This is a genomic window from Pseudomonas sp. PvP025 (assembly GCF_017832155.1).
Lineage (GTDB): Bacteria > Pseudomonadota > Gammaproteobacteria > Pseudomonadales > Pseudomonadaceae > Aquipseudomonas.
Window position 1 is genome coordinate 5,234,037 of sequence record NZ_JAFIBJ010000001.1, and the last position, 24,329, is coordinate 5,258,365.

Sequence of the window (24,329 nt, forward strand, 5' to 3'; positions counted from 1 at the left end):
GTACACAAATAAGGGAAATCCGTGATCACCACGCAAGCCTTCTCGACCATCCGGGCCATCCAGCGCAGTGCCTGGAACGACTGTTTTCCGGGTGCGCTGGAGGATTGGGACTATTACGTGGTGGTGGAGAACGCCGCCATCGCCGATTTCACATGGCGCTACCTGGCGGTCTATGAGGACGGCACGCTGGTGGCGGTGGCGGCCGCATTCATCACCCGTTATCGCCTCGACACCACGGTATCGGGCGCCGGCAAGCGTTTTACCGAACGCCTGGAGCGACTGTGGCCGGGTGTTTTGCAACTGCCGCTGTACGCCATCGGTTCGCCGATGGCCGAGCACTGTGATGCAGGCATTGCCAGCCGCGTGCCGCCGGCAAGGCGCCCGCTGTTGCTCAAGCAGTTGATCAAGGCCGCGCGCCAGGATGCCAGTGAATTCGGTATCAGCCTGGTGGCAGTCAAGGACGTTGCCTCACAGGACTCGCAGTGGGCCGCGAGTTGCCGCAGCGCAGGTTTCAAAAGCATGCCGGGCCTGCCCGGCGGCGTGTTGAAGGTGCCCTACGGCTCGGTGGACGCCTACCTCGGTTCGTTGTGCAAGTCGACCCGCAAGGACCTGCGCCGCAAGCTGCGGGCGCCGGGGCCGCGCCTGGAGTGGCGGCGTAACATCGATGATGTGCTGCCCGAGGTCATGCGCCTGTACGATGCCACGCTCAGCCGCTCCGACCTGCAATTCGAGCGCCTGCCGGCCAGCTACTTCACCGGGCTGCTCGAACGGATGCAGGGGCGTGCGGTGTGTGTGCTGTATTGGGTGGGCGAACACCTGGTGGCGTTCAATCTGATCCTGGTGGACGAGCATCGGCTGATCGACAAGTTTTTCGGGCATGACAGCGCGTTCGGTCGCGAGTACAACCTGTACTTTCGCAGTTGGCTGACCAATGTCGACTATTGTATTGCGCACCGGATCCCGCTCTATGAGTGCGGTCAGGAAGGCTATGCCAGTAAACTGCGCCTGGGTTGCGAGTTCCAGGGCAGGCATTTGTTCTTTCGCCATCGCAACCGGGTGGTCAACGTGCTGCTCAACCTGGTGAAAGCGTTTCTTCGACCGGACCGTTCCGACCCTGCCATGGCTGCCGTGATAAGCGAAACCTGATGATCAACAAGACCCGCCAGAAAGCCCGTCCATTTGCCATTTCGCGCTGGAGTGTCCAGCGCAAGCTGGTGTTGGCGTTCTGGCTGGTCAGCGTTATTCCAACGATGATCGCCGCCGAACTGGCCGCGACCACGCTGTCGCAGATTTTCGACAGCAACGTGCGCATCTGGCTGCAGGAGTCGACCAAGATCGTCAAGGACGAGATTGGCGATATCCTCCACGACAACGCGCGCATGGCCAAGCTGTTCCTGCGCTACACCAGCCCGCCGTCGAGCCCGCAGGCGGCGCGGCACGACCGGCTGACCGCCGACATCGCCGATGCCACCGATATCGATGTGGTCGCGCTGATCCGCAGCAGCGATCAGAAGGTGGTGTTCAGTACCGCGTCCGAAGACGTGGTCAAGCAGATCAACCTCACCAGCAAAGCGGTCCTGCAAACCGTCAAGGTGGCCGGCGTGATGACCGGCCTGGTGGTGTCGACCTTCGAAACCAACCGCGATGGCGTGGACTACCAGCTGCTGGTGGCCACCTACCTGGACAGCAGTTTCCTCACCAGCGTGGCCGACGTGCATTCCCTCGACCTGCGCCTGTACCTGGCCAACCCCGAGGGTTTTTCGGAAATATTCTCGACCCAGCGTTTCGACGATCATCCGTTGCGCATCCCGGCAAATATCGAAACGGCCATGCGTGCCAGCCGCCAGCCGAGCGAGCAGTTCACCAGCAACTACAGCGGTTTGTACTGGCCGATCTTCAATGATGCCGGCGAACTGCAGGGCGTGATCTTCAGCGGCTTGCTGCGCCACACCAGCCTGGTGGGGCTGGTCAATCAGAGCAATTTGTTCGTGCTGATTTTCCTGCTGAGTTCGGCGCTGTCGCTGGCTGCCGGTGTGCTGGTGTCGCGGCGCCTGACCCGGCCGCTGCGCGACCTGTCCGAGGGCGTCGATGCCGTGATCGCGGGGGATTATCAGCACCGGGTGCGGGCCAGCGGCGGTGACGAACTGGCGCAATTGAGCAGCACCTTCAACCACATGACCGAGCGCCTGGGCGAGCTGCATCACCTCGAAGCCCAGTTGCGCCGGCGCGACCGGCTGCATGCCCTGGGCGAGGTTGCCATGGGCCTGGCCCACGAAATCCGCAACCCGCTGGGCATCATCAAGACCGCCACCCAACTGCTGCACCGCCGCGTCGACCTGCCGGACAGCGACAAGCGCCACCTGGAATACGTGATCAACGAAGTCAGCCGTATCAACGAGTTGATTACCGAGTTTCTCGATTTCGCCAAGCCCAACCCGCCGCTGCGGGTGCAGCAGGCGGCACGCCCGCTGGTGGAGGAAATCCTCGGTTTTTGCAGCCCGGAACTGACCACCCACAACATTGATGCGCGCATCGACGACCAGGCGCCCGGTGCGACCCTGTATGCCGATGCCAAGCAGCTCAAGCAGGCCTGCCTCAATCTGATCCTCAACGCCATCGACGCGATGCCCGACGGAGGCCGCCTGACGCTGGGCATTCGCAGCCAGGGCAGCAATACGGTGATCAGCATCGCCGACACCGGCCAGGGCATTGCGGCGGAGATGATCGAGCGCATCTTCACACCCTTTGTCACCACCAAGGCGTCGGGCACGGGCCTGGGCCTGGCCAAAGTCTATTCGATCATGGAAAGTCACGACGGCAGCATCGAGTGCACCAGCGAGAAAGATGCCGGCGCCACCTTCAGCCTGTACATTCCGGCTGACGGTGAAGACGACGGCGACGATGAGGAAGGTCATGACGCATAACGTATTGGTGGTCGACGACGAGCCCAAGCTCTGTGACCTGCTGTCATCCGCCCTCAGCCAGAGCGGCATCCAGGTGTTCACTGCGGGCAACGGCCTGCACGCGCTCAAGGTATTGGAACAGGAAGACATTGACCTGGTGATCAGTGACTGGCGCATGCCGGGCATGGACGGGCCGGCGCTGCTGGCCGAAATCCGTGTGCGCTACCCGCAGGTGCCGGTGATCGTGATGACTGCCTACAGCACCGTCAAAAATGCCGTGCAGTCGATGCGCAACGGCGCCTACGACTACATCGCCAAGCCGTTCGATATCGACGAGCTGGATATCACCGTGGCCAAGGCCCTGCAGTTTCGCGACATCACTCGCGACAACGCACGCCTGCGCGCCGAGCTGGACGAACACGCCCAGTTCGACAGCCTGGTGGGCGACAGCCCGGCGTTTCGCCAGGTGCTGCAAGCGGTGGATTCGGTGCGCGACAGCACCGCGACCATCCTGCTGACCGGCGAAAGCGGCACCGGCAAGGAAATGGTCGCCCGCGCCATCCACAAGCATGGCAGCCGTGCGGACAAGCCCTTCGTGGCAGTCAATTGCGCGGCCATTCCCGAAGGCCTGCTGGAAAGCGAGATGTTCGGCCACCGCAAGGGCGCCTTCACCGGCGCCGTGGCGGACCGGGTTGGGCGGTTCATGCAGGCCGACAAGGGCACGCTGTTTCTCGACGAAGTGGGCGACATGCCCCTGGCGTTGCAGGCCAAGATCCTGCGTGCCTTGCAGGAGCGGGTGATCGAGCCGGTGGGCGATCCGCGCGAGCGCAAGGTGGATGTGCGGGTGATTGCCGCCACCAATAAAAACCTGCTGGAGGCGGTGGCCAGGAAAGAGTTTCGCGAAGACCTGTATTACCGCCTCAACGTCTTCCCGATTCCGCTGCCGGCGCTGCGCGACCGCGCAGAAGACATCGTGCCGCTGGCCCGCCACTTTGCCCACACCATCAGCGCGACGGCCGGCAAACGTATCACCGGCTTCAGCCCCGAAGCGTTGCAGGCGATGGCGGCGTATCACTGGCCGGGCAATATTCGTGAGCTGCAGAACTGTGTCGAGCGGGCGACGATCGTGGCGGCGTCGCCTGTGATCGAAGATATCGACCTGCCGGGTTACCTGTATGCCTCAAGGCCCGCCGAGACGGTGCTGCGCAGCGACGCCCCGGACGTGCCCCAGGATCTGGATGCGGCGCTGGCGGAGGTGGAGAAGGGCTACATTCTGGCGGCGCTGCAGGAGAGCAACGGCGTGCAGGCCGCAGCCGCGGCGAAGATCGGGATTTCCGAAAGGAGCTTCTGGTATCGGCTGAAGAAGCTGGGGATTCAAGTGGACAAAATAGTGCGCTGAGAGGGATTTTCTGTGGGAGCGGCAGTGTGTCAGGTGTGAACCCTGACCCATACGCTCACCAGCAGCGTTGCCGCCATCAGCCAGGCGACGGTGGCGACAGCCAGTGACGCCTCCAGCCGCATTCGGTCGACCATCACATACAGCGTCGCCAAATACACAAAATACGGAATGATCGACCACATCCCGAACAGGATGGTGGTCTTCAAGTCGTCCACCGACCGGCCCTTGCCGACGATGTAGTGGGCGATCAGCGCAAAGGTCGGGAACAGTGGCACCAGGCCTGCGATGTAATAGTTTCGGGTCTTGGCCAGCGCGGCGAGTATCAACACCACCGCCGCGCCCAGGGCGGCCTTCAACAGTAGGTCCATCAGTGGCTCAACCCGTATTTTTTGACTTTGTCGAACAGCGTGGTCTTGGCCATCCCCAGTTCCTGGCTGGCCTGGGTCAGGTTGCCGCCGCTGCGCTGCAGGGCATCGGCGAGCAGGTTGCGCTCGAAGGCCTCCACCGCTTCGGTGAAGGCCAGCCCATGGTTGCTGCCGCCCGCGCCGGACTTTTTGAAGGCCGGCAGGCCCAGGGCGAAGCGTTCGGCGACGTTGCGCAGTTCGCGCACATTGCCCGGCCAGTCGTGGCTCATCAGGCTCGACAGGGTCTGATTGTCGAGGTCAGGCACGCTGCGGTCGAAGCGCAGGGATGACTGCTGCAAAAAGTGTTCGAACAGTTGCAGGATGTCTTCGCGACGCTCGCGCAGCGGCGGCAGTTCCAGGGTGACCACGTTGAGCCGGTAATACAGGTCGCTGCGGAACAGGCTGGCGCGGCTCAGTTCGTCGAGGTCGGACTTGGTGGCGGCGATCACCCGGCAGTCCACCGCCACGCTCTGGTTCGAGCCCAGGCGTTCGAGGGTGCGTTCCTGCAACACCCGCAGCAACTTGATCTGCAGGTTGATCGGCATGCTTTCCACTTCATCGAGGAACAGCGTGCCTTCGTGGGCGTGTTCGATCTTGCCGATGCGGCGTTTGCCCGCGCCGGTGAAGGCATTGGCTTCGTGGCCGAAGATCTCGCTTTCGAACAGATTCTCCGGCAGGCCGCCGCAGTTGAGCGCGACGAACTGATGGGAATGGCGGCGGCTGAAGTCATGCAGGCAACGCGCGACCAGTTCCTTGCCGGTGCCGGTCTCGCCTTCGATCAGCACGTTGGCCGAGGTGTCGGCGACATTGGCAATCAGTTCGCGCAGGTTCTGCATGGCCGGCGAACGCCCGATGATGCGGCCTTCCAGCGAGTCGCGCTCGGCCAGTTGGCGACGCAGTGCCCAGACCTCCCGCGCCAGAGCGCGCTGCTCCAGGGCGCGGCGGGCGACATCGACCAGGCGTTCGGGGGAGAAGGGTTTCTCCATGAAGTCGTAGGCGCCATTGCGCATGGCGCCGACCGCCATGGCGATGTCGCCGTGCCCGGTGATCAACACCACCGGCAGGCTTTTATCCAGCGCCTTGAGGCGGGTGAGCAGTTCCAGCCCATCGATGCCCGGCAAGCGAATGTCGCTGATGACGATGCCGGCGAAGTGCTCGCCGACGTGCTTGAGCGCCTCTTCGGCGCTGCCCACGCCGACACTGGCAATGTCTTCCAGCGCCAGCGCCTGTTGGCAGCCGAGCAGCACATGGGGGTCGTCTTCGACGATCAGCACGGTGAGGTCTTGGGGCGTGATATTCATGTCGACTCAGTGGGTTGAGTGCCCGCCAGCGGCAGGCTCAGGACAAAGGCCGTGCCACCAGTGGCCGGGTGTTCCACGGCAAGGTTGCCGCCGGTGGCCGCCGCGAGGCTGGCCGACAGGGTCAGGCCAAGGCCAAGGCCCTGCTCGCCGGGTTTGGTGGTGAAGAACGGTTCGAACAAATGCTTGCGCGCCTCGGCGTCGACGCCGTGGCCGTTGTCGCGCACCCGCAGGCGGTATTTGCCGTCGCTGCTGCTGCCTTCGAGCCACAGTTCGGGCATCGGCTGGGCTTGCATGGCATCCAGCGCGTTGCCGATCAGGTTGACCAGGATCTGCTCCAGGCGCGTCTGGTCGATCTGCAACTGCACGGCGGCGAAGTCACGGTGCACGCTCAGCGGCAGGCTGTCCAGGCGCGCGCCGAGCACCTGGAATGCAGCGTCCACCGCCTTGCTGAGGCTGGCCTGGCTCTGGTCATCGCCACGCCGGGCAAACGAGCGCAGGCTGGCGGTGATGCGGCCCATGCGGTCGATCAGCTCGTTGATGGTCTTGAGGTTGGCGCTGGCGGTGTCCAGCGCGCCTCGCTCAAGGAAGCGCACGGTGTTGCCGGACAAGGTGCGCAGCGCGGCCAGGGGCTGGTTCAGTTCGTGGGCGATGCTGGTGGACATCTGGCCGATGGCCGCCAGCTTGCCGGCCTGTACCAGTTCATCCTGGGCGCGGCGCAGGGTTTCTTCGGCCTGGCGGCGCTCGCGAATCTGGCCCTTGAGCCGTTCGTTGCTGGCGCGCAGGTCGGTGGTGCGCTCGGCGATCCGCCGTTCCAACTGGCTGTTGGCTTCCTGCAAGGCTTCGCGCGCGGCGAGGCGGGTGGCGATCACTTTGCGTCGCTCGTTCCAGGCGATCAGCAGGAATGCCACCAGCCCGAACGCAACCGCCACCAGAATGCCCTGGTTGATCGCGGCGCGGCGCAGGTCGTTGAGCGGGGTGAGCAGGGTGAAGTTCCACGGCGTATCGAGGAGCGGGCGGGTTTGCGCCAGGTAGCTCACCTCGTGGGCGTCGTTGACCACTTCGCTGTTGGCCGGGAAGGTCAGTTTTTCGCTGACCTCGTTGAGGCGTTCGCGGGCCAGGGGTTCGAGTTCGTTCAGCGTCGCCCAGTAATATTGCAGGCTGTGGGCCAGGCGGTCGCGGGTGTCATCGCTCAGCGGGCGCACGGCCTTGAGGCGCCGGGCCGGGTCGCTGGAGAGGATGATGATGCCGTTCTCGTCGCTGACGAACGCTTCGAGGCGCGCGCGCTGCCAGCGTTCTTCCAGGGCTTCGAGACGTACCTTGACCACGGCCACGCCAATGATCTTGCCGTGCTCTTCCAGGCCGTGGGCCAGGTAGTAGCCGGGTTCGCCATTGGTGCTGCCGATGCCGTAGAAGCGCCCGGGCTGGCCGCGCACGGCATTCTGGAAGTAGGCGCGAAAGGACAGGTCTTCACCCTGATAACTGTCGGCATCGCGCCAGTTACTGGTGGCCAGCACACGGCCGGTGGTGTCCATCACGTAGATGGCCCGACTGCGACTGCGTCGGTTCAGGCCTTCGAGGTAATCGTTGACGGTCTTGCGGGTTTCCTGATTGGGCTCGGCCAGCAGTTTGGACACGCTGGATTCCAGCTCCAGCAGGCTGGGCAGGTAGGTATATTTGCCCAATTCGCTCTCGACCGTGCGTGCGTGCAGCTCAAGCTGGCGCTCGCCGGTGTCGCTGAGGGTGCGGATGCCATAGTACTCACTGATCCAGAAGCCGATGAAACCCAGGCCGATCATCAGGGCGATGACCAGTGGCGGCAGGAACAGTTGGCGTATCAGACGAGGTTTCACGGCAAGTGATGGCGGTGCGGCGCGAAATTGGTTGGGGTCGCATTTCATCACAGATGCCTTGGGTCAACCAGCGCTTGCCAGCCTGTGAGGTTCGGTGTGGGAGGGGGCTTGCTCCCGATAGCAGTCTGTCAGTCGATACATCTGTCACTGATCCACCGCTATCGGGGGCAAGCCCCCTCCCACATTGGCCCGGTTTCTACAGTGGGAGCCGTGGAGTACTTAGTGCTGCAGGATTTTCTCGAGGAAGTGCTGCGCGCGTTCGGAGCGGGCGCTGATGTCGCCGAAGAATTCCTCTTTCGGGCAGTCTTCGATGATCTTGCCGGCGTCCATGAAGATCACGCGGTCGGCCACTTTGCGCGCGAAACCCATTTCGTGGGTCACGCACATCATGGTCATGCCTTCCTGCGCCAGTTGCACCATCACGTCGAGCACTTCGTTGACCATTTCCGGGTCAAGGGCCGAGGTCGGTTCGTCGAACAGCATGACGATCGGGTCCATGGCCAGTGCGCGGGCAATCGCCACACGTTGCTGTTGCCCGCCGGACAACTGGCCCGGGTGTTTGTGGGCGTGTGCCGAGAGGCCGACCCGCTCAAGCAGTTGCAGGCCCTTTTTGGTGGCCTCTTCCTTGCTGCGGCCCAGTACCTTGATCTGCGCGATGGTCAGGTTTTCGGTGATGGTCAGGTGCGGGAACAGCTCGAAGTGCTGGAACACCATGCCTACCCGCGAGCGCAGTTTGGGCAGGTTGGTCTTAGGGTCGGCAATGGAGGTGCCGTCGACGACCACGTCGCCTTTCTGGAACGGTTCCAGTGCGTTCACGCATTTGATCAGCGTCGATTTGCCCGAGCCGGACGGCCCGCACACCACGATCACTTCGCCTTTTTTAACCTCGGTGCTGCAATCGGTCAGCACCTGGAAGTCGCCATACCACTTGTTGATGTTCTTGATAGAGATCATACGGCAAACCTTTTTTGCAGACGCTTGACCAGCAGCGAGGCGGAAAAGCTGATGATGAAGTAGACGACACCGGCGAAGATCAGGAACTCATTGGAGCGGCCGATGATGTCGCCGTTGGAGCGGGCGGAGTTGAGGAAGTCCACCAGGCCCACGGTGTAGACCAGCGAGGTGTCCTGGAACAGGATGATCGACTGTTGCAGCAGCAACGGGGTCATCTTGCGGAACGCCTGGGGCAGGATGATCAGGCGCATCGTCTGGCCGTAGGTCATGCCCATCGCTTGTGCGGCGGCCATCTGGCCCTTGGGGATCGACTGCACGCCGGCCCGCACGATTTCGCAGAAGTACGCGGCTTCGAACATCATGAAGGCCACGACGCAGGAGGTGAATGCGCCAATCGGTGTGTCTTCGCCGGTGATCCAGCGCAGCACGAACGGCACCGCCAGGTAAAACCAGGTGATCACCAGCAGCAGCGGGATCGAGCGGAAGTAGTTCACGTAGGCGCCGGCCACACGCGACAGCAGTTTGCTCGACGACAGGCGCATCAGCGCCAGCACCGTACCCAGCGCGATGCCGCCGATGACGCCCATGACCATCAACTGCAAGGTCATGAGCATGCCGTTCCACAGGCCCGGTATGGCGGGGATGATACCGCTGAAATCAAGTTCCATTATTTGCCCCCCACGGAGATCAGGCCGGGCACGGCGACTTTCTTCTCGACAACGCGCATCAGCAGCATCAGGCTCATGTTCAGGGTGAAGTAGATCAGCGTGGCCAGGGTGAAGGCTTCAAACAGGTTGGCCGAGAATTCGGCGGTCTGTTTGGTTTGCGCCAGCAGTTCCATCAGGCCGATCAGGGACGCCACGGAGGAGTTCTTGAAGACGTTGAGGAATTCGGAGGTAAGCGGCGGAATGATGATGCGGTAGGCCTGCGGCAGCAGCACGTTCCAGTAGATCTGCGGCAGCTTGAAGCCCATGGCGCGGGCCGCGGATTCCTGGCCGCGTGGCAGCGCCTGGATACCGGTGCGTACTTGTTCACACACACGGGCGGCGGTGAACAGGCCCAGGCACACGACGACGCTGAGGTAGGCCGAGGTGGTCGGGTTGAGGTCCTGTTTGTACCAGTCCTGCAGGTTTTGCGGCAGCAGGTCGGGTATCAGGAAATACCAGATGAACAGCTGAACCAGCAGCGGCACGTTGCGAAACAGCTCGACGTAGCAGGTCGCGATGCCCGCCACGAGGCGATTTGGCACAGTGCGCATGACGCCCAGAATGGACCCCAGCAGCAAGGCGATAATCCATGCCACGACGGCGATGGCAATGGTCCAGCCCAGGCCTGCGATGTACCAGTCGAGATAGGTCTCGCTGCCAACGCCGGTGGACTTGAAGAACACGCCCCAGTCCCAGTTGTAATTCATTAGGGTCTCCCCTCGAAATCGATCGATGTACAAGCACCCGCTTGGGGAAAGTCCATTCCCGCCCGACGTTGAACGCCAGGCACACGCGATCGGCTCGGAAACCGCCAGGTCGAGTGTTCCAAAAATACTGCCAGCAGGTAGTAACAGATGCCTGAGGGAGGGTGAACTCCCTCAGGCGATAAGGTTAGTTCAGTGTCAGATTTTTACGTCGGGCGCCGGCTTGTCGCTTGGGTTGGCGATCAGCTCTTTAACCTTTTCGCTCATCGGGAAGTTCAGGTTCAGGCCTTTGGGTGGGATCGGGCTTTCGAACCACTTGCTGTAGATTTTGTTGATCTCGCCGGATTTGAACAGGCCGACGATGGCGTCATCCACGGCTTTCTTGAAGGCCGGGTCGTCCTTGCGAACCATGCAGGCATAGGCTTCGAAGGATTGCGGCGTACCGGTGATGACCCAGTCGTCCGGCTTCTTGGCCTTGGCTTCTTCACCGGCCAGCAGCGCGTCGTCCATCATGAACGCTACGGCGCGGCCGCTTTCGAGCATCTGGAAGGATTCGCCGTGGTCCTTGGCGGAGATGACGTTCATGCCCATCTGCTTGTCGGCGTTCATCGCTTTGATGATGCGCTCGGACGTGGTGCCGGCGGTGGTCACGACGTTCTTGCCTTTGAGGTCGGCGAAATCACCGTAGGACGGCTTGCCATCCTTGTCTTTCTTGACCAGCAAGCGAGTGCCGATTTCGAAGATGTTGGTGGTGAAGTCGACTTGCTGGGCGCGTTCGGCGTTATTGGTGGTGGAGCCGCATTCCAGGTCCGCGGTGCCGTTCTGGATCAGCGGAATACGGGTTTGCGAGGTGACCAGGTTGTACTTGGCCTTCAGGTCGGGTTTGTTCAGGTCTTTTTTCAGGGCTTCAACGATAGCCAGCTGAATGTCGTGGGAGTAGCCCACAGGTTTGCCCGAGCCATCTGCGATGTAGGAAAACGGAATTGAGCTGTCGCGGTGCGCGAGTGTGATGGTGCCGGAGTCGTTGATTTTCTTCAGCGTGCCGGTGAGTTCGGCGGCGAACACTGGAGTGCTGATCAGAGCAGCAGCGATAGCTGCGCCCAGGATATGGGGAACGATGCGCATCATTACTTCCTCGACATTTGTTTTTTTTATGAAGCCGGATAGGCGGCTCTCTTGTACGGCGAATGCCCATAACGGCTGCTGGGAGGCCCTGGGCAATCGTTTGGAAGTGTAGAGCATGAGTCGTGCCAGTCAGCGGTTAAAAGATTAATGCGCTGATTTGTATAGGAATTAACTTTATGTGACAGCGGATTTGCCAAGTGTGAGTACGGCAAACCGAATGGGGGAGGGAGATGGTGTTCGGAAAACCGAATGGTATGGGAGCGAGCAGGCTCGCTCCCATACAGGTCAGGCGGCTTCGATCTTGCGGTTTTGCTCGACCTTGGACAGATAACGCTGCAGCTTTTCCTGTTCTTCCGGGGTGGTGAACAGGCCAAGTTTGGTGCGGCGCCACAGTACATCCTGTGGCTGGGTCGCCCATTCTTCTGCACACAGGTAATCGACTTCGCGGGTATACAGGCCGCCACCCAGGTGTTCGCCCAGGTCTGCCAGCGACTGCACGCCTTCCAGCAGACGCCAGGTGCGGCTGCCGTAGGTCACGGACCAACGGCGGGCGATTTCGCCTGGCACCCAGTCGAATTTATTAAGAATGGCGTCTGCCAGGGCTTGCGGCGTGGTCATGTCCTCACCGCCCGGCAGGCTGGCGGTGGCGGTCCAGCTTGGGCGCATCTGCGCGAAATAAGGTGCTAACTGGGCCATGGCCGACTCAGCCAGCTTGCGATAGGTGGTCAGCTTGCCGCCGAACACCGACAAAATCGGCGCCTCACCGGTGCCGCCGGACAGCGACAGGGTGTAATCGCGGGTGATGGCCGATGGGTTGTCCGATTCGTCGTTGCACAGCGGACGCACGCCGGAGTAGGTGTGGACGATGTCGTCGCGGCTCAGTTGTTTCTTGAAGTGCGCGTTGACCACCTTGAGCATGTAGTCGGTTTCGCCTTCGGTCACTGCCACCTTGGCCGGATCGCCGGTGTATTCACGGTCGGTGGTGCCGATGATGGTCAGGTCGTTCAGGTACGGAATAGTGAAGACGATGCGCTGGTCTTCGTTCTGCAAGATGTGTGCGTGGGCGCCTTCATAGAGCTTGGGCACGATCAGATGGCTGCCCTGGATCAGGCGGATGCCGTACGGCGAATCCAGCTTGAGGTCGTCGCGGATGAACTTGGCGACCCATGGGCCAGCGGCATTCACCAGCGCCCTGGCGCGAATCGAGAACAGGCTGCCGTCGGCGCGCTCCATGTTCATTTCCCACACACCCTGGCTGCGGTGTGCGCTGACACAACGGGTCTGGGTGTGGATATGCGCACCTTTCTCCCGTGCGGCCATGGCGTTGAGTACCACCAGGCGGGCGTCGTCGACCCAGCAATCGGAATATTCGAAGCCTTTGGTGATTTCGCTTTTCAGCGGGCTGTCGGCGCCGAAGGTGAGACTCTTGGATCCGGCGAGCTTCTCGCGCTTGCCCAGGTGGTCGTACAGGAACAGGCCGGCACGAATCATCCACGCCGGGCGCAGGTGCGGGCGGTGCGGTAGCACGAAGCGCATCTGCTTGACGATGTGCGGCGCCTTGGCCAGCAGTACTTCACGTTCGGCCAGCGCTTCGCGCACCAGACGGAACTCATAGTGTTCAAGGTAGCGCAGGCCACCATGAATCAGTTTGCTGCTGGCCGAAGAGGTGTGGCTGGCCAGGTCGTCCTTTTCGCAAAGGAATACCGACAAACCGCGCCCGGCTGCGTCTGCTGCGATCCCGACGCCATTGATCCCGCCACCGATTACGGCAACGTCATAGACTTCGGCAAGGGGTGGAGCAGGCAAGGTAGAAGGGTTCATCGGCTGGCCTCGCAATCTTTTCGTATTGGAATTCGAACATTAATGTTCATTTGCGAAAATGGTAGCTGATAAACGCGGGCACAGCCAGTCGACTTCGATTGAAAAAACTCATCGAAGGACGGGGAAGGGAAAATTTGTGAACATTCGCCTGGGGAAGGGCTTAACAAAAAGGTAACTGTCGGATTGTCATCGGGAGCAAGCCCCCTCCCCATGTTGACCGCATTCCTTCTATTGGAAACAGGTCAAGTGTGGGAGGGCGCTTGCTGCCGATGGCGGCGGTCCTGGCGCTACACCACTTCCAGCCTGACCTTGTGCTCATTTAACAACTGCACCAACGCCGGCACCGGCTGCTGATCGGTCACTAGACAGTCCACCAGGCTGATCGGCCCCAGGCGAATCATGGCATTGCGCCCGAACTTGCTGGAGTCCGCCGCCAGGATTACCTTGCGTGCATTGGCGATGATCGCCTGCGACACCCGCACTTCCTGGTAATCGAAGTCCAGCAGGCTGCCGTCTTCGTCAATCCCACTGATACCCACCAGGGCGAAGTCGACCTTGAACTGGTTGATGAAATCCACACTGGCCTGGCCCACTACGCCGCCGTCACGGCGCACGTTGCCGCCGGTCAACAGCACGTCAAAGTCGTCCTTGGCGCTGAGCATGGTGGCGACATTGAGGTTGTTGGTGATGATTTTCAGGTGGTTGTGATTGAGCAGTGCACGGGCGATGGATTCGGTGGTAGTGCCGATGTTGATGAACAGCGAGGCATGATCGGGGATTTGCGCGGCGATGGCTTCGCCGATGCGCAGTTTCTCGTCGCGCATCTGGTCGGCCCGCATAGCATAGGCGGTGTTTTCGACGCTGGAATCATAGGCTGCGCCGCCGTGGTAGCGGCGCAACAGGTTGGCATCCGCCAGTTGGTTGATATCGCGGCGGATGGTTTGCGGGGTGACAACGAACAACTGCGCCATTTCCTCGATACTGACATAGCCGCGTTCGCGGACCAGTTCGAGGATTTGTTGCTGGCGGGGAGGCAGATTCATGGGGCGTCCTTTGGGCTGCCATACAAAAGTGGCCCATGATGACGCAGGAATCCGCTCCCTGCCAGTTACAACCCCAAGAGGGACCGGCGCCTGACTTATTCGGCGCCTTCGTGCGGCTCCCAGTCGCGGGTGCGGCTTACCGCTTTCTGCCAGCCGGCGTAGAGTTTCTCTTTGGCGGCTTCATCCAGTTGCGGTTCGAATTCGCGCTCGATCACCGCCTTGCCGCGCAGTTCGTCCAGGCTGCTCCAGAAACCGCAGGCCAGGCCCGCCAGGTAAGCGGCGCCCAGAGCCGTGGTTTCACGCATTTGCGGGCGCTCCACCTGGGTGCCGAGGATGTCGGCCTGGAACTGCATCAGGAAGTTGTTGGCCACTGCGCCACCGTCCACGCGCAGGGCCTTGAGGCGTTCGCCCGAGTCCTGCTGCATGGCGTCGAGCACGTCGCGGGTCTGGTAGGCAATCGACTCGAGGGCTGCACGAATGATGTGGTCCACGCGTACGCCACGGGTCAGGCCGAACAGTGCGCCACGGGCATACGGGTCCCAGTACGGCGCGCCCAGGCCGGTGAAGGCGGGCACCAGGTACACGCCGTTGCTGTCCTTGACCTTGCCGGCAAAGTATTCGGTGTCGGTGGCGTCGGCGATGATTTTCAGTTCATCACGCAGCCATTGCACGGTCGAGCCGCCGTTGAACACAGCGCCTTCGAGGGCGTAAGCCACTTCGCCACGCGGGCCGCAGGCGATGGTGGTGAGCATGCCGTGCTTGGATTTGACCGCCTTGTCGCCGGTGTTCATCAGCAGGAAGCAGCCGGTGCCGTAGGTGTTCTTGGCCTGGCCGGGCTCCACACACATCTGGCCGAACAGCGCCGCTTGCTGGTCACCGGCGATGCCGCCGATGGCGATGCCGCTTTTGGTGCGGCCATAGATTTCCGACGACGATTTCACTTCCGGCAGCATCTCGCGCGGTACGTCGAGAATCTCCAGCATCTTCGCGTCCCACTCCAGGGTGTGGATGTTGAAGAGCATGGTGCGCGAGGCGTTGGTGTAGTCGGTGACGTGGGTTTTGCCGCCGGTAAATTTCCAGATCAGCCAGCTGTCGATGGTGCCGAACAGCAGTTCGCCGTTGCGCGCACGCTCGCGGCTGCCTTCAACGTTGTCGAGGATCCACTTGAGCTTGGTGCCGGAGAAGTACGGGTCGGTGACCAGGCCGGTGGCGTCGTTGATGTATTGCTCGTGGCCGTCGCGCTTGAGCTGCTGGCAGATCTCGGTGCTGCGGCGGCACTGCCAGACGATCGCGTTGTAGATCGGGCGGCCGGTGTTCTTGTCCCACACCACGGTGGTTTCACGCTGGTTGGTGATACCGATGGCGGCGACCTGGTCATGGTGCAGGCCGGCCTGTGCCAGGGCTTCGACCATCACCGCGCTCTGGGTGGCAAAAATTTCCATCGGGTCATGCTCAACCCAGCCGGCTTGCGGGTAATGCTGGGTGAACTCGCGCTGGGCGGTGCACACCACGTTGGCGTCACGATCGAAGATGATCGCTCGCGAACTGGTGGTGCCCTGGTCGAGGGCAATGATGTAGTTCTTATTCTGAATGTCGGTCATGTCGATTGCCTTGTACGAAAAAGGGAAGTCGGAAGTCAGCCTGGGCCGCAAAGGGCAGGGACCAGGCCGGCGCTTTCAGGAAATACGCGTGTTGCCGTTGACAGCCGTGTCAGGTGTTTCAGCTACAGCAGGGACGGCGCTCGGCAGGTGACGGGCGATCAGCCCGCGGTAGGCCGCAGCACCCAGGCATGCGCCGACAATCGGCGCGAAAATCGGCACCAGGAAATAGGGAATGTCGCGACCGCCGGTGAAGGCTATTTCACCCCAGCCGGCGAAAAAGGTCATCAGCTTGGGCCCGAAATCCCGCGCCGGGTTCATCGCAAAGCCGGTCAGCGGGCCCATGGCGCTGCCGATCACCGCAATCAGCAGGCCGATCAGCAGGGGGGCGAGGGGGCCGCGTGGCAGCCCGTTGTTGTCGTCGGTCAGGGCCATGATCACGCCCATCAGGATGGCGGTGATGACCATCTCCACCAGGAACGCCTGGGCCGTGCTCAACAGGGCATGGGGGTAGGTGGAGAACACCGAGGCCAATTCCAGGCTGGCTTGGGTGCCGCGCACCAGATGGTGGGTTTGTTCGTAATCGAAAAACAGGTTGCTGTAGAGCGTGTACACCAGCGCCGCGGAACAGAAGGCGCCGGCGACTTGGGCGAGGATATAGAAAGGCAGTTTGCGCTTTTCGAAATCGGCAAACAGGCACAGGGCGATGCTGACCGCCGGGTTGAGGTGGGCCCCGGAAATACCGGCGGTGAGGTAGATCGCCATGCTGACGCCGATGCCCCAGATGATGCTGATTTCCCATAAACCGAAGCTGGCACCTGCGACCTTGAGCGCAGCAACGCAACCGGTACCGAAGAAGATGAGCAGCGCGGTGCCGAGGAATTCGGCCATGCATTGGCTCGAAAGTGAAGGCTGTTGAAGAGCAGTTGTCATGGAAAACCTCATTTGTTGTTCTTGTCTGGCGTACGGCCTCGTTGGGCCTTGCGCGATTTTCACCAATGACGAGGATCCCCATCCGCGCCACGGCTTACTGCTTGAATACTGCGGAAACCATTCCTACAGCATTCGGAAACGAAAAAATATAGACAAGAATGACGGCTGTCAAAGGTCGAAAGTGAACTGTCAGTCATTTTCCAACTATTGGTCTGATGAATGATCATGCTTGTGACAGCATTTATTAGGGCAAGCGTGGCCCACGCTAGAGCGTTTTACGTGGGCTTGGCTTAACATCGGCCATCTGTTTGCCTGACCGGAGACATCATGACCCCCGCATTGGACCTGCTGAAGAAAGTTCGCGCCGAACATCGCATCCACAGTTACGAGCACGATCCCAAGTCGGCGTCATATGGTCTGGAGGCCGCAGAAAAATTGGGCCTCGACCCGGCGCGGGTGTTCAAGACCCTGCTGGCCAGCACTGAAAAGGGTGAGTTGCTGGTGGCGGTGGTGCCGGTCGTCGGAAGCCTTGACCTCAAGGCCCTGGCGCAAGCGGCGGGCGCGAAAAAAGTCGAAATGGCTGACCCGGCGGCGGCGCAGCGCGCTACTGGCTATTTGCTGGGGGGGATCAGTCCGTTGGGGCAGAAAAAGCGCTTACGCACGTTTATCGATGTGACGGCGCAGCCGCTCGGGACGATTTTTGTGAGTGCGGGGAGGCGAGGGCTGGAAGTGGAATTGACAGCTTCGGCGCTGGCTGAAAACACTCAGGCCACCTTCGCCCCGATTGGCAGAATATGATGTCGGGGCACTGAAAATCCAAGGTGGGAGCAAGCTCCCTTGCACTTTCAGCGTGCTGCCTGAAACAGCACCAGATGTTCTGCCGCAACCCGAATGCCTACATCCACGCCCACCTGATGGTCCGCATGGCTGGGGAAAATCGATTCCAGCTGCGCACCGGTCGGCAACTGCAGACGGTAGAGCGTCGAGGCGCCGAGGAAAGTCTTGCCGATAATCCGCGCTTTGAGGGCGCTGTCCGGCGCATGGACGATATCGTCCGGACGCAGCAACACCTCCACCGCTCCCCCCGCAGGCCAGGTGTAGGCGCGGTTGCCGCGCAGCTCACCCAGTTCGGTGTGCACGGACTCCGGCGAGCTCAATTGGCCACGGATGAAGTAACCCTGGCCGATAAAGCTGGCGACGTAAGGGGTCTGCGGTTCGTGATAAAGGTTGTAAGGCGTATCCCACTGCTCCAGCCGGCCTTCCTTGAACACGCCCACCTGATCGCTCACGGCAAACGCTTCTTCCTGATCATGGGTGACCAGGATCGCACTGGTGCCGCGTGCCTTGAGAATCTCGCGCACTTCATGGCTGAGCTTGCGCCGCAGTTCGCCATCGAGGTTGGAGAAGGGCTCATCGAGCAACAGCAGTTGCGGCTCCGGCGCCAGGGCGCGGGCGAGGGCGACGCGTTGTTGCTGGCCGCCGGAGAGTTCGTGGGGGAAGCGCTTGCCCAGGTTCTTCAGGTTGACCAGTTCCAGCAGTTCGGCAACCACGCGGTCTTTGTGCGGGTGCTTGCGAATGCCGAACGCAATGTTGTCGGCCACGCTGAGGTGGGGAAACAGGGCGTAGTCCTGAAACACCATGCCGATACGACGTTTCTCCGGTGCCAGGGTGAAACCGGCGCTGGAGATGACTTCACCGGCCAGGCTGATCTCACCTTCGTGCACCGGTTCGAACCCAGCAATCGCTCGCAGCGTGGTGGTCTTGCCGCAACCCGAGGACCCGAGCAGGCAACCGATATCGCCGGCATTGAGGTGCAGATTGAGGTTCTGCACCACCCGTTGATCGTGATAACCGCATGCCAGATTGCGCAGGTTCAGCAGTAGGGGCTGGCTCATGCGTGGTGGTACGACGGCGGCACAAGAAATTCGAGCAGGGCCTTTTGCGCGTGCAGGCGGTTTTCGGCCTGGTCCCACGCCACCGAGCGCTGATCGTCGAGCAGGTCGAGGCTGATTTCCTCGCCACGGTGCGCCGGCAGGCAATGCATGAACAGCACATCGGGCGCGGCCAGATCGAGCAGGGCGCGGGTGACCTGGTACGGCGCGAACCGGGCCAGGCGCTTGGCGGTTTCTTCTTCCTGACCCATGGAGGTCCACACGTCGGTGCTCACCAGATGCGCGCCGGCCACGGCTTCACGCGGGTCGCGCACGAGGGTGACGCGGCTTCCGGCTAGTTCGAGGAAGCGCGCGTCAGGCTCGTAGCCTTCAGGGCAGGCAACACGCAGCTGGAAGTCGAACTGGATCGCCGCTTCTATATAGCTGTTGCACATGTTGTTGCCATCGCCGATCCAGGCCACGGTCTTGCCCTGGATCGAGCCACGATGCTCAAGAAAGGTTTGCATGTCGGCCAGCAACTGGCAGGGGTGCAGGTCGTCGGACAGGCCGTTGATCACCGGCACCCGCGAGTTGGCGGAAAATTCGGTCACGGTACTGTGGGCAAAGGTACGGATCATCACGGCGTCGAGCATGCTCGACATGACGATGGCGCTATCGGCGACGGTCTCGCCTCGGCCCAGTTGCGTATCGCGCGATGACAAAAAGATGGCCTGGCCACCCAGTTGAATCATGCCGGCTTCGAACGACACGCGGGTGCGGGTCGATGACTTCTCGAAAATCATGCCGAGCACGCGGTTTTTCAAAGGCTCGAACAGTACGCCGCGGTTACGCAGGTCTTTAAGCTCAATGCCTCGACGGATCACGCCGACCAGCTCTTCGGGCGTGCAATCCATCAGGGAGAGAAAGTGCCTAGCGCTCATCATTAACTACCTTTTGCAACAGACCGCAGATACTCAAAGCCTTGTTTATTGTGACAACGGGCGAGACCTGCGGCGAAAGCCGCACGGGGCGACGAAATAGGGGAAGGCGCGATCTTATAATTAAATGTCGCGTCTTACCAATAGGGCTACGGTTTTTAAGGGTGTTCAGCGGGGCGTCAATGCGCGTTTGAAAACAACTTCCTGACAGCAGCGGGCCATTTGTACACTGGCGCCGTAACCTTTTGCAATGCGCGGCGGCGGGGCCAGGCCAGGCTGCGTCGGTTTTCTGCGACGATGCGTGCACCGTTGAAACATTTGCTCACGCTCTCGGCCATGGCCTGGCCTGATGCCAGTCGATTCATGCCGCGAAGGTTACTGGTGCCAAGGTTCCCGGCGGCCCATAGTTGCCCCAAAGCCCCTATAAAGAGACTGGCCATGACCAAGACTCTCCACCACCGTGCCTGCCATCTGTGTGAAGCCATTTGCGGTCTGACCCTGGAAACCACCCAGGCCGACGACGGCAGCCTGGCGATCACGTCCATCAAGGGCGACGCCGAGGACAGCTTCAGCCGTGGGCACATCTGCCCCAAGGCCGTGGCGTTGCAGGATATCCAGAATGACCCGGACCGCCTGCATCAGCCCATGCTGCGCGTCGGCAGCCAATGGCAACCGATCCCGTGGGAAGATGCCTTCGCGCTGGTGGCTGAACGTCTGTCAGGCATTCAGGCGCGTCATGGCCAGAACGCGGTGGCGGTCTACCAGGGCAACCCGAGCGTGCACAATTATGGGCTGATGACCCACAGTAACTATTTCCTGGGGCTGTTGAAGACGCGCAATCGGTTTTCCGCGACCTCAGTGGATCAACTGCCCCATCACCTCACCAGCCACCTGATGTACGGCCACGGCCTGTTGCTGCCGATCCCGGACATCGACCACACCGATTTCATGCTGATCCTCGGTGGCAATCCGTTGGCCTCCAACGGCAGCATCATGACCGTGCCGGATGTGGAAAAACGCCTCAAGGCCATCCAGGCCCGGGGCGGCAAAGTGGTGGTGGTCGACCCTCGGCGCAGCGAGACGGCGGCGATAGCGGACCAGCATCTGTTCGTGCGGCCTGGCGGTGACGCGGCGCTGCTGTTCGGCCTGCTCAACACCCTGTTTACCGAGAACCTGACCCGTACCAGCCATTTGCCGGTAGCCGGCCTTGAGGAGGTGCGCCGCGCCATTGCCGGGTTTACCGCCGAGGCCATGAGCAGCCAGTGTGCCGTGCCCGCTGAACAGATCCGTCAGTTGGCGCGTGATTTTGCCGCCGCGGACAAAGCGGTGTGCTATGGGCGCATGGGGGTGTCGACCCAGGCGTTTGGCACGCTGTGTCATTGGCTGGTGCAGTTGATCAACCTGGTGACCGGCAATCTCGACCGGGTGGGCGGCGCGCTGTGCACCACGCCGGCCGTGGACCTGGTGGCGTCCACTGGTGGCGGGCATTTCAATCGCTGGCAGAGCCGCGTGTCCGGGCGTCCGGAGTACGGTGGTGAATTACCCGTGTCGGCCCTGGCGGAAGAGATGCTTACTGCAGGCGAAGGGCAAGTCCGCGCGCTGGTGACGGTGGCGGGCAACCCGGTGCTGTCCACGCCCAATGGCCGCCAGTTGGAGCAGGCGCTGGAGGGGCTGGAGTTCATGGTCAGTGTCGACCTGTATATCAACGAGACCACGCGCTATGCCGACCTGATTCTGCCGTCCACTTCGGCGCTGGAGAATGATCACTACGACACCACGTTCAATATGTTCGCGGTGCGCAACGTCACCCGTTTCAATCGCGCGATCCTGCCCAAGCCGGCGGGCGCTCTGCATGACTGGGAGATTTTTGTCGGTTTGGCCAAGGCCTTTGCCGCGCAGACCGGCGTGGTGCTCAAGCCGACGGTGGCGCCGGCGCAGATGATCGATGCCGGCCTGCGCGCCGGGACTTATGGTGATGCCTCCGGTCACAGGCTGTCGGTGGCGATGCTGGCGGACCATCCCCATGGACTGGACCTGGGGCCACTGTCGGCCAACCTTGCCGCGCGCTTGAAAACCGCGGATGGCAAGGTGCAGGCAGCACCGGCGGTGATCCTTGCCGACCTCGTGCGCTTTGCGGCACAACCGGCGCCTGTGGCTGACGAGCTGCTGCTGATCGGCCGTCGCCATGTGCGCAGCAACAATTCGTGGATGCATAACTATCACCGGCTGGTGAAGGGCAAGCCACGGCACCAGTTGCACATGCACCCCGAGGACCTGGCGAGCCGGCAGTTGACTGATGGCCAGCGCGTGCGCGTCAGTTCGCGCATCGGCATGATCGAAGTTGAAGTGCTCGCCAGTCTGGAGATGATGCCTGGGGTGGTCAGCCTGCCCCACGGTTGGGGCCATGGCCGCCCAGGCGTGCGGATGACAATCGCCAGCAGCCAGCCGGGAGCGAGTGCCAATGACTTGACTGACGAACGGCAGTTGGATGAATTGTCCGGCAATGCCGCATTGAACGGAGTGCCGGTGCAGGTAGCGGCCGCATAAGGAGCCTGAGCATTGTGCCGGGATTTTGCGTTACAATGCGCCACCGTGCCGACCTGTGAGTCGCAAAGTTCCAGCCGAGGTGTTCCATGGATATCATCGAAACGATCAAAGAGCAGATTGCCAACAACACCATCCTGCTTTACATGAAAGGTGCACCGAACGCGCCTCAGTGCGGTTTCTCCGCGAAGGCATCCCAGGCCATCATGGCGTGCGGCGAGAAGTTCGCCTACGTGGATATCCTGCAGAATCCTGAAATCCGCGCCAACCTGCCCAAGTACGCCAACTGGCCTACCTTCCCGCAACTGTGGGTAGCTGGCGAACTGGTCGGCGGCAGTGACATCATCACTGAAATGGCAGCGGACGGTTCGTTGCAGGCGCTGGTCAAAGATGCAGCAGCCAATGCGGCGGCCAAGACCGACGCTTGATTGGCCCGCAATAAAAAGCCCCGCTTCTCGAAAGAGAGCGGGGCTTTTTTGTACCTGCGTGGTGTGGGTTATTCGCCCATCTGCGACTGCAGGTAATTCTCCAGGCTGACTTTGACGATCAGGCCCAGTTGGGTCTCCAGCCAGTCGATGTGCTCTTCCTGGTCTTCCAGAATGTCTTCCAGAAGCTCACGGCTGCCGAAGTCACCGTGGGTTTCACAGTGGGCAATGGCGGCCTTGAGGTCGCTGTGGCTCTTGCGCTCAAAGCCCAGGTCGCTGTTGAGCATTTCCTGGGTGTGTTCGCCGATGTTCAGCTTGCCCAGGTCCTGCACGTTCGGCAGACCTTCCAGGAACAGGATGCGCTTGATCAGCGCATCGGCGTCCTTCATGGCCTTGATCGACTCTTTGTATTCGCGCTTGCCGAGCTTTTCCAGGCCCCAATCGTCGTACATGCGGGCATGCAGAAAGTACTGATTGATCGCGACCAGTTCATTGGCAAGGATTTTGTTGAGTTGCTGGATGACTGAGATGTCGCCTTTCATGACTGGGGTCCTGCCCTGTAATAGCTGTGTATAAGGCAGAGTTTGAGCGGCGGAAACCTTAGTGTCAAACCTAAGTTATTGAATAATAAATGAAAATTAATCGGAATAAGAATGTTTGTGTTCCGCGTCTTGGCGCTAACTAATTGAATTACAGGCATAAAAAAACCGGACTTCGGGTCCGGTTCTTTAAAACACGCCTATTTAAGCGTGTGTAAATTCTGCTGAGTAGGGGGGCGCGCTTTGCGCTGTCTGCAGTTGGGTCAGCGTTTCCCGTACCACTTGCTTGGCGAGGCAGGCACATTTACCACACTGGCTGGCAACGCCGGTGGTTTCGCGCACTTCCTTGTAGCTGCAGCAACCTTCATAGATTGCTTCGCGGATTTGTCCGTCGGTGACGCCAGTACAAAGGCACACATACATAGGGAGAACCATCGCGGTGTGAGGCTTGAATGCGTTGGATCTTAATGTTAACGAGAATGATTGTCAAAGTACATTCACAGGGGATTTCCCGGCGCGGCGCCCGCGCTGACGAACGGTTTTTTCAGTGTATGATGCTCGATCTTCACGAAGCGTGACTGCGTCACAGCTCTGTCGCTTGAACGCGGCAGACTCAAGGCCGGTCCTGTTACTTCAATCTTCACCCTTAACATCAGGAGATACCCAATGAGCGTACTCGTCGGCAAACAAGCCCCGGATTTCGACGTACCTGCCGTGCTCGGCAATGGCGAAATCGTAGACAGCTTCAAGCTGTCTGAAGCCATCAAAGGCAAATACGGCCTGGTGTTCTTCTACCCGTTGGACTTCACCTTCGTCTGCCCGTCCGAGCTGATCGCTCTGGACCACCGCATGGACGATTTCAAGGCGCGCAACGTTGAAGTGGTTGCCGTGTCCATCGACTCCCATTTCACCCACAACGCGTGGCGCAACACGGCCATCAACGATGGCGGCATCGGCAAAGTCAAATACACCATGGCTGCCGACATGAAGCACGAGATTGCCAAGGCCTACGACGTTGAATCCGAAGGCGGCGTGGCGTTCCGTGGCGCGTTCCTGATCGACGACAAGGGCGTTGTGCGCTCGCAGATCATCAACGATCTGCCGCTGGGGCGTAACATGGAAGAGCTGATCCGCCTGGTCGACGCGCTGCAGTTCCACGAAGAGCACGGTGAAGTCTGCCCTGCCAACTGGAAAAAAGGCGACAAGGGCATGACCGCTTCCACCGAAGGTGTTGCGGCTTACCTGACCGAGAACGCCGGCAAGCTGTAAG

22 protein-coding genes are annotated in these 24,329 nt (G+C 61.0%); 7 read left to right on the forward strand and 15 right to left on the reverse strand.

Features of this window, described 5'->3' with window-relative positions; all coding sequences use genetic code 11:
- Positions 1-21: 21 nt before the first annotated feature.
- Genes JOE32_RS22755 through JOE32_RS22765 form a run of 3 tightly spaced genes read left to right on the forward strand, consistent with a single transcriptional unit; the run spans position 22 to position 4,302 of the window.
- A complete protein-coding gene (locus JOE32_RS22755; RefSeq protein WP_209989225.1) occupies positions 22-1,146 on the forward strand; it encodes a GNAT family N-acetyltransferase in 1,125 nt (374 codons plus the stop codon).
- Positions 1,146-2,924: a HAMP domain-containing sensor histidine kinase gene (locus JOE32_RS22760; RefSeq protein WP_209989229.1), complete on the forward strand. Its 1,779-nt coding sequence runs from the start codon at positions 1,146-1,148 to the stop codon at positions 2,922-2,924. The genes JOE32_RS22755 and JOE32_RS22760 overlap by 1 nt, the downstream gene beginning before the upstream one ends.
- Positions 2,914-4,302 (forward strand): sigma-54 dependent transcriptional regulator, encoded by a 1,389-nt coding sequence (locus tag JOE32_RS22765; RefSeq protein ID WP_209989236.1) that lies wholly within the window; start codon positions 2,914-2,916, stop codon positions 4,300-4,302. Before JOE32_RS22760 ends, JOE32_RS22765 begins: the two co-directional genes overlap by 11 nt.
- A gap of 29 nt (positions 4,303-4,331) precedes the next feature.
- Here JOE32_RS22765 and JOE32_RS22770 read toward each other — a convergent pair whose 3' ends face one another.
- The 11 genes from JOE32_RS22770 to JOE32_RS22820 form a co-directional block, all read right to left on the reverse strand.
- Positions 4,332-4,661, reverse strand: coding sequence for a GlpM family protein (locus tag JOE32_RS22770; protein WP_173670288.1), 330 nt, complete (start codon positions 4,659-4,661; stop codon positions 4,332-4,334).
- Positions 4,662-4,669: 8 nt separating this feature from the next.
- Complete coding sequence (locus JOE32_RS22775) at positions 4,670-6,007, reverse strand: sigma-54 dependent transcriptional regulator (protein ID WP_209989240.1); 1,338 nt, start codon at positions 6,005-6,007, stop codon at positions 4,670-4,672.
- Complete coding sequence (locus tag JOE32_RS22780; protein WP_209989243.1) at positions 6,004-7,905, reverse strand: ATP-binding protein; 1,902 nt, start codon at positions 7,903-7,905, stop codon at positions 6,004-6,006. The genes JOE32_RS22775 and JOE32_RS22780 overlap by 4 nt, the downstream gene beginning before the upstream one ends.
- 171 nt (positions 7,906-8,076) lie before the next feature.
- Entirely contained in the window at positions 8,077-8,811 is a 735-nt protein-coding gene (locus JOE32_RS22785; protein ID WP_003208734.1) for an amino acid ABC transporter ATP-binding protein, read from the reverse strand.
- Positions 8,808-9,479: an ABC transporter permease subunit gene (locus JOE32_RS22790; protein WP_053133478.1), complete on the reverse strand. Its 672-nt coding sequence runs from the start codon at positions 9,477-9,479 to the stop codon at positions 8,808-8,810. The genes JOE32_RS22785 and JOE32_RS22790 overlap by 4 nt, the downstream gene beginning before the upstream one ends.
- Positions 9,479-10,225: an amino acid ABC transporter permease gene (locus JOE32_RS22795; RefSeq protein WP_053133475.1), complete on the reverse strand. Its 747-nt coding sequence runs from the start codon at positions 10,223-10,225 to the stop codon at positions 9,479-9,481. The genes JOE32_RS22790 and JOE32_RS22795 overlap by 1 nt, the downstream gene beginning before the upstream one ends.
- 195 nt (positions 10,226-10,420) lie before the next feature.
- Positions 10,421-11,347 carry a glutamate/aspartate ABC transporter substrate-binding protein gene (locus JOE32_RS22800; RefSeq protein WP_209989246.1) on the reverse strand — a complete coding sequence of 309 codons (927 nt, stop codon included), beginning with the start codon at positions 11,345-11,347 and terminating at the stop codon, positions 10,421-10,423.
- A 285-nt stretch (positions 11,348-11,632) separates the two neighbouring features.
- Complete coding sequence (gene glpD / locus JOE32_RS22805; RefSeq protein WP_209989250.1) at positions 11,633-13,168, reverse strand: glycerol-3-phosphate dehydrogenase; 1,536 nt, start codon at positions 13,166-13,168, stop codon at positions 11,633-11,635.
- A 287-nt stretch (positions 13,169-13,455) separates the two neighbouring features.
- On the reverse strand, positions 13,456-14,211 hold the full coding sequence (locus JOE32_RS22810; protein ID WP_209989253.1) for a DeoR/GlpR family transcriptional regulator: 756 nt from the start codon (positions 14,209-14,211) through the stop codon (positions 13,456-13,458).
- A 95-nt stretch (positions 14,212-14,306) separates the two neighbouring features.
- Positions 14,307-15,812 (reverse strand): glycerol kinase GlpK, encoded by a 1,506-nt coding sequence (gene glpK / locus JOE32_RS22815; protein WP_003231438.1) that lies wholly within the window; start codon positions 15,810-15,812, stop codon positions 14,307-14,309.
- 75 nt (positions 15,813-15,887) lie between these two features.
- A complete protein-coding gene (locus JOE32_RS22820) occupies positions 15,888-16,742 on the reverse strand; it encodes an MIP/aquaporin family protein (protein WP_209989257.1) in 855 nt (284 codons plus the stop codon).
- Between the two features lie 327 nt (positions 16,743-17,069).
- Here JOE32_RS22820 and ybaK point away from each other — a divergent pair, with 327 nt between their 5' ends.
- Positions 17,070-17,540: a Cys-tRNA(Pro) deacylase gene (gene ybaK / locus JOE32_RS22825; RefSeq protein ID WP_209989260.1), complete on the forward strand. Its 471-nt coding sequence runs from the start codon at positions 17,070-17,072 to the stop codon at positions 17,538-17,540.
- Between the two features lie 47 nt (positions 17,541-17,587).
- On the opposite strand, the gene JOE32_RS22830 is transcribed toward ybaK, so the two are convergent.
- A complete protein-coding gene (locus JOE32_RS22830) occupies positions 17,588-18,637 on the reverse strand; it encodes an ABC transporter ATP-binding protein (RefSeq protein WP_209989263.1) in 1,050 nt (349 codons plus the stop codon).
- Complete coding sequence (gene argF / locus JOE32_RS22835; RefSeq protein WP_209989267.1) at positions 18,634-19,554, reverse strand: ornithine carbamoyltransferase; 921 nt, start codon at positions 19,552-19,554, stop codon at positions 18,634-18,636. The genes JOE32_RS22830 and argF overlap by 4 nt, the downstream gene beginning before the upstream one ends.
- 435 nt (positions 19,555-19,989) lie before the next feature.
- On the opposite strand from argF, the gene JOE32_RS22840 reads away from it, so the two are divergent.
- Both JOE32_RS22840 and grxD read left to right on the forward strand, forming a co-directional pair.
- Complete coding sequence (locus JOE32_RS22840) at positions 19,990-22,098, forward strand: molybdopterin oxidoreductase family protein (protein WP_209989271.1); 2,109 nt, start codon at positions 19,990-19,992, stop codon at positions 22,096-22,098.
- 86 nt (positions 22,099-22,184) lie between these two features.
- On the forward strand, positions 22,185-22,523 hold the full coding sequence (grxD, locus tag JOE32_RS22845; protein WP_057007688.1) for a Grx4 family monothiol glutaredoxin: 339 nt from the start codon (positions 22,185-22,187) through the stop codon (positions 22,521-22,523).
- Between the two features lie 68 nt (positions 22,524-22,591).
- On the opposite strand, the gene bfr is transcribed toward grxD, so the two are convergent.
- Both bfr and JOE32_RS22855 read right to left on the reverse strand, forming a co-directional pair.
- The gene (gene bfr, locus JOE32_RS22850) at positions 22,592-23,062 is read right to left on the reverse strand and encodes a bacterioferritin (RefSeq protein ID WP_003231421.1); all 471 of its coding nucleotides are present in this window, start codon (positions 23,060-23,062) and stop codon (positions 22,592-22,594) included.
- A gap of 201 nt (positions 23,063-23,263) precedes the next feature.
- Positions 23,264-23,482 carry a bacterioferritin-associated ferredoxin gene (locus JOE32_RS22855; protein WP_209989275.1) on the reverse strand — a complete coding sequence of 73 codons (219 nt, stop codon included), beginning with the start codon at positions 23,480-23,482 and terminating at the stop codon, positions 23,264-23,266.
- A gap of 243 nt (positions 23,483-23,725) precedes the next feature.
- On the opposite strand from JOE32_RS22855, the gene JOE32_RS22860 reads away from it, so the two are divergent.
- Complete coding sequence (locus JOE32_RS22860; RefSeq protein WP_003231418.1) at positions 23,726-24,328, forward strand: peroxiredoxin; 603 nt, start codon at positions 23,726-23,728, stop codon at positions 24,326-24,328.
- Position 24,329: the final 1 nt, after the last annotated feature.

What these genes read in the sequence shown, in the direction of transcription:
- JOE32_RS22760 (WP_209989229.1), top strand. Translation starts at nt 1,146, where the DNA reads ATGATCAACAAGACCCGCCAGAAAGCCCGTCCATTTGCCATTTCGCGC.
- JOE32_RS22765 (WP_209989236.1), top strand. Translation starts at nt 2,914, where the DNA reads ATGACGCATAACGTATTGGTGGTCGACGACGAGCCCAAGCTCTGTGAC.
- JOE32_RS22775 (WP_209989240.1), bottom strand. Translation starts at nt 6,007, where the DNA reads ATGAATATCACGCCCCAAGACCTCACCGTGCTGATCGTCGAAGACGAC.
- JOE32_RS22780 (WP_209989243.1), bottom strand. Translation starts at nt 7,905, where the DNA reads ATGAAATGCGACCCCAACCAATTTCGCGCCGCACCGCCATCACTTGCC.
- JOE32_RS22785 (WP_003208734.1), bottom strand. Translation starts at nt 8,811, where the DNA reads ATGATCTCTATCAAGAACATCAACAAGTGGTATGGCGACTTCCAGGTG.
- JOE32_RS22790 (WP_053133478.1), bottom strand. Translation starts at nt 9,479, where the DNA reads ATGGAACTTGATTTCAGCGGTATCATCCCCGCCATACCGGGCCTGTGG.
- JOE32_RS22795 (WP_053133475.1), bottom strand. Translation starts at nt 10,225, where the DNA reads ATGAATTACAACTGGGACTGGGGCGTGTTCTTCAAGTCCACCGGCGTT.
- JOE32_RS22800 (WP_209989246.1), bottom strand. Translation starts at nt 11,347, where the DNA reads ATGCGCATCGTTCCCCATATCCTGGGCGCAGCTATCGCTGCTGCTCTG.
- glpD (WP_209989250.1), bottom strand. Translation starts at nt 13,168, where the DNA reads ATGAACCCTTCTACCTTGCCTGCTCCACCCCTTGCCGAAGTCTATGAC.
- JOE32_RS22810 (WP_209989253.1), bottom strand. Translation starts at nt 14,211, where the DNA reads ATGAATCTGCCTCCCCGCCAGCAACAAATCCTCGAACTGGTCCGCGAA.
- glpK (WP_003231438.1), bottom strand. Translation starts at nt 15,812, where the DNA reads ATGACCGACATTCAGAATAAGAACTACATCATTGCCCTCGACCAGGGC.
- JOE32_RS22820 (WP_209989257.1), bottom strand. Translation starts at nt 16,742, where the DNA reads ATGACAACTGCTCTTCAACAGCCTTCACTTTCGAGCCAATGCATGGCC.
- ybaK (WP_209989260.1), top strand. Translation starts at nt 17,070, where the DNA reads ATGACCCCCGCATTGGACCTGCTGAAGAAAGTTCGCGCCGAACATCGC.
- JOE32_RS22830 (WP_209989263.1), bottom strand. Translation starts at nt 18,637, where the DNA reads ATGAGCCAGCCCCTACTGCTGAACCTGCGCAATCTGGCATGCGGTTAT.
- argF (WP_209989267.1), bottom strand. Translation starts at nt 19,554, where the DNA reads ATGAGCGCTAGGCACTTTCTCTCCCTGATGGATTGCACGCCCGAAGAG.
- JOE32_RS22840 (WP_209989271.1), top strand. Translation starts at nt 19,990, where the DNA reads ATGACCAAGACTCTCCACCACCGTGCCTGCCATCTGTGTGAAGCCATT.
- grxD (WP_057007688.1), top strand. Translation starts at nt 22,185, where the DNA reads ATGGATATCATCGAAACGATCAAAGAGCAGATTGCCAACAACACCATC.
- bfr (WP_003231421.1), bottom strand. Translation starts at nt 23,062, where the DNA reads ATGAAAGGCGACATCTCAGTCATCCAGCAACTCAACAAAATCCTTGCC.
- JOE32_RS22855 (WP_209989275.1), bottom strand. Translation starts at nt 23,482, where the DNA reads ATGTATGTGTGCCTTTGTACTGGCGTCACCGACGGACAAATCCGCGAA.
- JOE32_RS22860 (WP_003231418.1), top strand. Translation starts at nt 23,726, where the DNA reads ATGAGCGTACTCGTCGGCAAACAAGCCCCGGATTTCGACGTACCTGCC.